We start from the raw sequence: 6,981 nt of genomic DNA, 5'->3' as shown, positions 1-6,981 counted from the left end.
GCGCTTGCGAAGCCGTGCTTCGCAAGCAAAGCGCCCTCACCCATGCGGGCCTCGTTTCGCGCCATCCATGGCGCTCAACGCCCCCGCCCAGCCCCACCGCCCGCCCCCCTGACAGGTTCCTGATGCCGCCACCGGCGTAATGAAAAATGAAAAGCGGTGGCGCCGACCCATGGTCGGCGAGCGCAGCGGGCCGTTGGCGGGAACATTCCGCCGACCATGGGTCGGCGCTACAAGGATCCATGGCCACCATGGACCTGTCGAAGGTGGGGCGGGGTGGCTGTGCAGGACCGTCTTTTCGCATGGATGCGAAAAGCGAGCCCCCATGGATGGGTTCACGGCGCGTCCTGCGCAGCCACCCCGCCCCACCAACAAGCAGCCCCGCAGCTGTTGCCGTTGATGTTGACGTTGATGTTGACGGACAAAAAAAACGACCCGCTTGCGCGGGCCGTTCGAGCCAATCCAGGCGCGCTCAGCACTCAGTGCTGGTGGCCGCCATCGCCGTGCACGTGGCCGTGCTGGATCTCTTCTTCGCTGGCTTCGCGCACGTCGATGATCTCCACGTCGAAGTGCAGGTCCTTGCCCGCCATCGGGTGGTTCAGGTCAACGTCGACCACGCTCATCCCGACCTTCTGCACCGTCACCGCGCGCGGACCGAAGTTGGTCTGCAGCACGACCTGCGCACCCGGCACCAGCTTCTCCTTGCCGAAATGCTTCTTCGGCACGCGCTGGGTCAGGCCCTCGCGGCGCTCGCCGTAGGCATCGGCCGAACCGACGTCCACGCCGAAGGTGGCACCGGCTTCCTTGTCTTCCATGGCCTTTTCCAGGCCCGGGATGATGTTGCCGTGGCCCACCAGGATCGCCAGCGGCTCACGGTCCTTGGAGGACTCGATCGGCTCCTGGCCGACTTCGGACACGGTGTAATGGAAACGGACGACGCGGTCTTTTTCGATCTTCATGCGCAACTCTGTCTGGTAACTGCCAAGGGCAGGCGGTGGGGGCGGGTTGCCGCCCGACGGGTACGCCGCCATCATGACGGCCTATCTGAGGTCGCGCATTATCCGGAGATCACGCACATGACGCCAGTTTCGACCGGACTGCGCCGTCGCGCCGCCGCCCTGATGCTGCTGATGGCGACCGCCGCCCTGGCCGCCTGCGGTGGCGGAAAGACCAGCCGTCCTGCCGCTGCGCCGCCGGCCACCCGGGTCTGGCCGAGCACCTCCCCGGCCAACCCGCAGCTCGCCAATGCCGTGCTGATGCGCGCCATCGGACTGGTCGGCACGCCTTACCTCTATGGCGGCAACACCCCGGAATCCGGCTTCGACTGCAGCGGCCTGGTCACCTATGTCTACCGCGAGATGGTCGACCTGAATCTACCGCGGACCTCGCGCGAGCTGGCCGCCGTGCAGGGCCCGAAGATCGAACCCCAGCGTCTGGCGACCGGCGACCTGGTGTTCTTCGGCAGCCGAGGCAATGTCAGCCACGTCGGAATTTATGTAGGAGAAGGCCGCTTCGTGCATGCGCCAAGTTCTGGCGGAACCGTCAGGTTGGATTCCCTGGGCGGCCACTACTGGAAGGACCACTACACAGGAGCCAAACGCGTCCTGCACTAAGCTGAACAGGGGAAATGATCCAAAACGTGACGAACATCACACTCAAACAAACGAAACTTTAACGAAATTTGTACTTGTTCCACGCTTTGGCAGGGCATGATTGCCCATCGCTTCCAACCCTGTGACCGCCGAGTGACGACCGACGAACTGATACGTGAAGGCCAGCGCGCCGTGATTTCACCTCGCCTGACCCAGCGCATCAAGCGCGCCAGCCTGCTCTCCCTTGCCCTCGTGCTCACCAGCGCGCCGGCCTGGGCACAGAACGCACCGGCCACCCCGGCCACTGCCGAAGCCGCCGTCGCCGTTGTAAAAGCCAAGACCGAACCCGCACCGACGCGCAGCCGCGCCGATGCCGCCGCCAGCGCCACCCTGGCCGCCCTGCTGCCGCACCTTGCAGCCAATGACAGCATTCCCCTGATGGACCGCTCGGCGATGGTCGCCGGCGACCTCAGCCGCCTGCTCGCCAACTACGACACCAGCGCATCGGGTTCGATCGTGGTCGGCGGCGCCGAAGAGAACGGCAAGATCCAGTCGGTCCTGCGCCGCGCGATGACGCTGCTGGGCACGCCGTACCGCTGGGGCGGCAACACCCCGGACAGCGGCTTCGACTGCAGCGGCCTGGTCGGCTACGTGTTCCGTACCGCGCTGGGCGTGGAGCTGCCACGCGTTTCCCGCGACATGGCCAGCGACCGCAACAACCAGCTGATCGCCGACCGCACCGCGCTGACCGAAGGCGACCTGGTGTTCTTCGGCCGCAAGGGTCGCGTGGACCACGTCGGCATCTATGTCGGCGAAGGCCGCTTCCTGCATGCGCCGAGCACCGGCAAGGACGTCCGCGTGGATACCCTGCTGACCGGCTACTGGGGCAACAAATTCATGCAGGCGCGCCGGGTCGAGCTGTAAGCGCCGCCATACCGCATCGCATGTTGAAAGCCGCTGCCCTGCAGCGGCTTTTTTCATGGGCGGCGCTTCGGCGCCATGGCCGCTGCCGGCTGCCGACCGCGTTCGTATGGGTATCCCCGGAATGGATCCGGTGGCGGTCGGACAGCCATGTCCGTCCGGGACGGCGGCGTGGGGGCGGCACGCACGTGTTCCTGAGTCGTCAGCCGCCCCTCTACAAGGACAGGTGAGGCATGGCGGCGGTCTCGGAGATTCAGTCACGATGTGTGATCTGGTTTGGCCATCCCCTGGTGGCCGAACGCGCTGCGCTGGCAGCCGCCGGCTGGCAGGTGCGCAACGTGGATCCGCTCAACGCCCAGGCCGTGGGCCTGCGTGCCCGCGACCAGCTGGTCGGCATGATCGACCTGCGCCAGATCCCCGCCGCTGCGCTCGGCGCGGTGCAGGAATGGATCCAGCAGCACGACCACCTGCCGCTGCTGGCAGTGCTGCCAGGCGGCATCAGCTCCCCCCCGCCCAGCTGGCAGCCGTTGCTGGACGCCTGTCCGCATCGTTACGTGATGCCACAGGACCTGGCCGGGCTGGTGGACCATCTGCAGCGCCACGACCAGGATACAACGACGGCAGCGGACAGCCCCGCGCAACGACTGATCGGTGACAGTCCGGCCCTGTTGGCCACCCGCGCATCGCTGTTCAAGTTCGCTCCGGTGGAACTGCCGGTGCTGGTCACCGGCGAAACCGGTACCGGCAAGGAACTGGCCGCGCATGCGCTGCACGCGATGTCAGCGCGCGCCGCCCACCCTTTCATGGCGGTCAACTGTGGTGCCATCCCGGCCAACCTTGTGCAGTCCGAACTGTTCGGGCATGAGCGTGGCGCCTTCACCGGTGCCGCGCAACGACGGCTGGGCCTGTTCGAAAGCGCGAACGGCGGCACCGTCTTCCTGGATGAAGTAGGCGACCTGCCGCTGGATGCGCAGACCAGCCTGCTGCGCGTGCTGCAGGAAGGCACCATCGAACGCGTCGGCAGCAGCCAGCCACTGCGGGTGGACGTGCGCGTGCTGGCCGCTACCCACGTGGATCTGGAACAGGCGGTCGCGCAGGGGCGCTTCCGCCGTGATCTTTTCTATCGCCTCAATGTGCTGCGGCTGGCGATGCCGGCGCTGCGCGAACGCAGCGGCGACGTGCTGGTGTTGGCCGAACATTTCCTGCGCCAGTTCCGTGCCCGCCATCCGGGTCGCGCACGCGGTTTCAGCAGTTGTGCACGCCAGGCGATGCAGCGCTTCGACTGGCCGGGCAACGTACGCGAACTGCTCAACCGCGTGCAGCGCGCGGCGATCGTCGCCGATGGCGAGCTGATCGAACCGTCCGACCTGGACCTGGTGGCCACCCTGCCCGCCGCCGCCCGCGCCCTGCTGCAGGATGCACGCGAGCAGGTGGAACGCGAGCTGCTGATGCAGGCGCTGCGCGAGCACGAGTTCAACGTGTCCGCCTGCGCACGCCACATGCAGGTCTCGCGGGTCACCGTGTACCGTCTTTGCCGCAAGCACCAGGTGGAACTGCCCGCACTGCGCTGACGCGTTGCAGGATCACAGCATGTACGGCACCTTGAACGCCAGGGTGAAGTCCGGAGCGTCCGGCGTCAGTCCAATGCCGAGCAGACTCACCAGCGTGGTCTTCTGGTTCAGCGCATAGGTGACGCCCAGGTTGAACGTCGCCGCGTTGGCATCACTGCCGATCACTTTCATCCACTGCCCGTTGCGGTAACGGGTGGACGCACGTGCGCTCAGTTTGTCACTGAAGGAGATGCTCAGGCTGGTGCGCTCGTTGAACGCGAACGCCACGCCGGCGCCGAAGTAGTAGGACCCGCCGAGCTTCACGTCACCGGGATTGACGGTATCCGGATTGCCGTCGAGATCGTCGAAGCTGGCTTCGAAGGAATGGATGTAGCCCGCATTGGCGAACAGGATAGCCGGGTCGGCGGTCTTGACGATGGACAGGCCCACGTTGGCCTGCCACACCCCGTTACCGGTGGGCTGCTCCTTGGGCACGGCGAAGCGGATGTAGTCATCGTCATCGCGCTCCAGCACGGTCCAGTCCACGCCATAGGGCTCGCGTCCTGTGGGCGCGGTCACGCCTGCGGTCAGCACCGTTTCCGGCTTCCAGCCACGTTCGCCGAACAGCCGGTAGTTGGCACTCAGGCCTATGTCGCCGATGCCATTGCCACTGGTTTCCTCCTCCGCCACCGCCGCCGCTGATCCGCCCGCCCCGCCCTTCTGGTAGACCGTCCTGCGTGCCACCCACGGCACGTCCATGTTGACGGTCAGGTTGGGGCTGACGCCCCAGCGCGCGGCCAGGTTGTAGGTCAGCGAATCGGATTCGACGTTCTCGATGCCGATGTTGCCGAGGAAGATCGCATCCAGGGCGAGGAAGCCGTTGAGGGTCAGCTGCTTTCGGTCGTAGCGCGCGTAGGTCAGGCTGTTTTCGACGGTGAAACGCCGCGAGAACAGCGCCTGCTGTTGCTGCTTCACATCGTCCACGCTGCGCCGCGCCGCCTGCTTGGCCTGCTGCGCTTCCGCTGCGCTGCTGGCGTAGCCGCCTTCGGCCCCGGCGGTCGCCGCGGCCGGCGCCCGTGCCGGCTCGGGTGGCAACGGGGGGCCCTGCTGCGCCACGCCGCCGGCCTTGCCGGACAGCCGCGCCTGCATGGCCTGCACCTGCATGTCCAGCTCGCGCAGGCGACGGACTTCCTGCGCGTAATTGGCCTTCAGCGTTTCCAGCTGGGCCATCAATGCCTGTACATCGGCCTGCTCGTTGCCGCCCGCCGTGGCCGGCTGGGCGTGCGCGTTGTCGGCGAACACGATCCAGGCCAGCGCCGCCAGCGCCAGCGGGGTGATGCGGTGATTGGTGTGCATGTCCTTCGTCCGTTGAGTGCCATCCCCCTTGCCGCGCCCTGAGTTACTGGCCCGGCCCGATCCCGCGTGTCAGCGCCATCGCCTGGGCGATGTTCTGGGTCAACGGGGTATTGCTCGCCATGCTCTGCCTGACCAGTTCGATCTGCAGCCGGTTGCTGACCTGTTGTGCATTGCCGCCCAGCGCGATGGTCTGCCCGACGCTGCCGCTGCGGATCCATTGCTGCACCGCGCCCACGCCTTCCAGCTGCAGTTCCAGCCGGGCCTGGTTGTTGTCGAAGGACGCGGTGGCGCTGGCGCCGCCCTGCTGTGCGGTCGCGCTTGGCGCACCACTGTCGGCGACGGCGGGTACCTCGCCATCACGGATGGTCAGCGAGGTCACGTTGCGCGCACTGTTCTCATCGCCCGCGACCTGCACGCTCTGCACCAGGCCGGACACATTCGCCAACCCGCTGCTGTCCACGCTGGCAATGGCCGCGCTGGCGGTGTCGGCGGCCGCCTGCGGCAGCGGCGCATCGGCCGCGGTGACGCTGACGGTCGGGGTGAAACTGACCTTCGGCGTACCGCCCTGGCGGAAGTCCATGCCGAGCTTCAGCGCGCCTTCCATCGCTGCGCCGCTGGATGCCTGCCACTGCGATGCCATGGTCACGCCGAACCAGGCGACATTGTTGCCGCCTACCGTGTAACGACCACGCATCAGGTTGAGTTCGGGATCGGGTATTTCGGTCAGTCCCTTGCCGCTGCGCTTTTCCTGCGCGTGCAGCGCAGTGGGCAACAGGACAGCCAAGGCGCTGGCAATGACGATGAGGCGCATGTTCATGGTGGAACTCCTTCAGAACAGGTCGGCGTGGCTGAAGCCGAAGTCGACCAGTTCGGCATCGGTGATGGGGCCCTGCCGCGCATACAGCGCGCGTGCACTGGGCCGTTCGCTGGGTTGCAGCAGCACGGTGTTGCGATCGAAATCACTGCCGATCACGATGAAGACCGCGCGTGACGGCCAGGCCTCCAGGAATTCCGCCAGCGGCACGCTGCGGTTGCCGAGGATCGGATCAGCCACTTCGACGAAGTCGCCGCGGACTTGTTTCATGACCACGAAATGGCGGAAACCACGCACGTCCATCAGCACCAGGCCAGGAACGCGCAGGTTGCGCAGGCGGGCTTCGTCAACGCGGTAGCCGCGCCCACGCATGCCCATCGATTCAACGTAACGCTTGATGTCCAGCAACGAAAAACCACGGTCGCGTACCAGGGTCTGGTCGGACACGTTCATCATCCCTTCGATCACCGTAGCCTCGTCGGCATCGAGGTGATAGGCGTATTTGAGGATGGTGGCCAGCGCGGCGGCGCCGCAACTGTAATCGGTGTGCTGGCGGACCAGGTGGCGGAAGCGCCGCTCCTGCATGCTCTCCACGCGTTGCTGCAGCAGGCCGCCATTGGGCAGGACGCCACTGAAGGCCACGTCGCCTGCACGTACCGGCGCGGCGCACGCCATCAGTATCAGCATCAGGCAAGGCAACAACACAGTGGACCCGGATACACGCATTGCAACGGCTCCTTCCAAGGTAGGA

At 66.3% G+C, this 6,981-nt stretch carries 7 protein-coding genes; 3 read left to right on the top strand and 4 right to left on the bottom strand.

What is annotated here, in order from left to right:
- Window positions 1–476: 476 nt before the first annotated feature.
- Window positions 477–956: a peptidylprolyl isomerase gene (locus ACI2JH_RS16180; RefSeq protein WP_101098341.1), complete on the bottom strand. Its 480-nt coding sequence runs from the start codon at window positions 954–956 to the stop codon at window positions 477–479.
- A gap of 117 nt (window positions 957–1,073) precedes the next feature.
- Between ACI2JH_RS16180 and ACI2JH_RS16175 the strand changes: the two genes are divergently transcribed.
- From ACI2JH_RS16175 to ACI2JH_RS16165, 3 genes are all read left to right on the top strand, one after another.
- The gene (locus ACI2JH_RS16175; protein WP_404736699.1) at window positions 1,074–1,610 is read left to right on the top strand and encodes a C40 family peptidase; all 537 of its coding nucleotides are present in this window, start codon (window positions 1,074–1,076) and stop codon (window positions 1,608–1,610) included.
- Between the two features lie 132 nt (window positions 1,611–1,742).
- Window positions 1,743–2,513 (top strand): C40 family peptidase, encoded by a 771-nt coding sequence (locus ACI2JH_RS16170; RefSeq protein WP_318241122.1) that lies wholly within the window; start codon window positions 1,743–1,745, stop codon window positions 2,511–2,513.
- Between the two features lie 230 nt (window positions 2,514–2,743).
- The gene (locus ACI2JH_RS16165; protein WP_404736698.1) at window positions 2,744–4,081 is read left to right on the top strand and encodes a sigma 54-interacting transcriptional regulator; all 1,338 of its coding nucleotides are present in this window, start codon (window positions 2,744–2,746) and stop codon (window positions 4,079–4,081) included.
- 12 nt (window positions 4,082–4,093) lie between these two features.
- Here the strand turns inward: ACI2JH_RS16165 and ACI2JH_RS16160 are convergent, their stop codons facing one another.
- The 3 genes from ACI2JH_RS16160 to ACI2JH_RS16150 are packed head-to-tail and all read right to left on the bottom strand — an operon-like array spanning window position 4,094 to window position 6,917.
- On the bottom strand, window positions 4,094–5,416 hold the full coding sequence (locus ACI2JH_RS16160; protein WP_404736697.1) for a hypothetical protein: 1,323 nt from the start codon (window positions 5,414–5,416) through the stop codon (window positions 4,094–4,096).
- A gap of 43 nt (window positions 5,417–5,459) precedes the next feature.
- Window positions 5,460–6,233 carry a hypothetical protein gene (locus tag ACI2JH_RS16155; RefSeq protein ID WP_404736696.1) on the bottom strand — a complete coding sequence of 258 codons (774 nt, stop codon included), beginning with the start codon at window positions 6,231–6,233 and terminating at the stop codon, window positions 5,460–5,462.
- Between the two features lie 12 nt (window positions 6,234–6,245).
- Window positions 6,246–6,917 (bottom strand): C39 family peptidase, encoded by a 672-nt coding sequence (locus tag ACI2JH_RS16150; protein WP_404736702.1) that lies wholly within the window; start codon window positions 6,915–6,917, stop codon window positions 6,246–6,248.
- Window positions 6,918–6,981 lie beyond the last annotated feature (64 nt).

This window comes from Stenotrophomonas sp. NPDC078853, from assembly GCF_044901215.1.
GTDB classification, from domain to species: domain Bacteria; phylum Pseudomonadota; class Gammaproteobacteria; order Xanthomonadales; family Xanthomonadaceae; genus Stenotrophomonas; species Stenotrophomonas lacuserhaii.
Note: the sequence above shows the minus strand (reverse complement) of the source record. Positions and strands in the feature narration are given on the sequence as shown.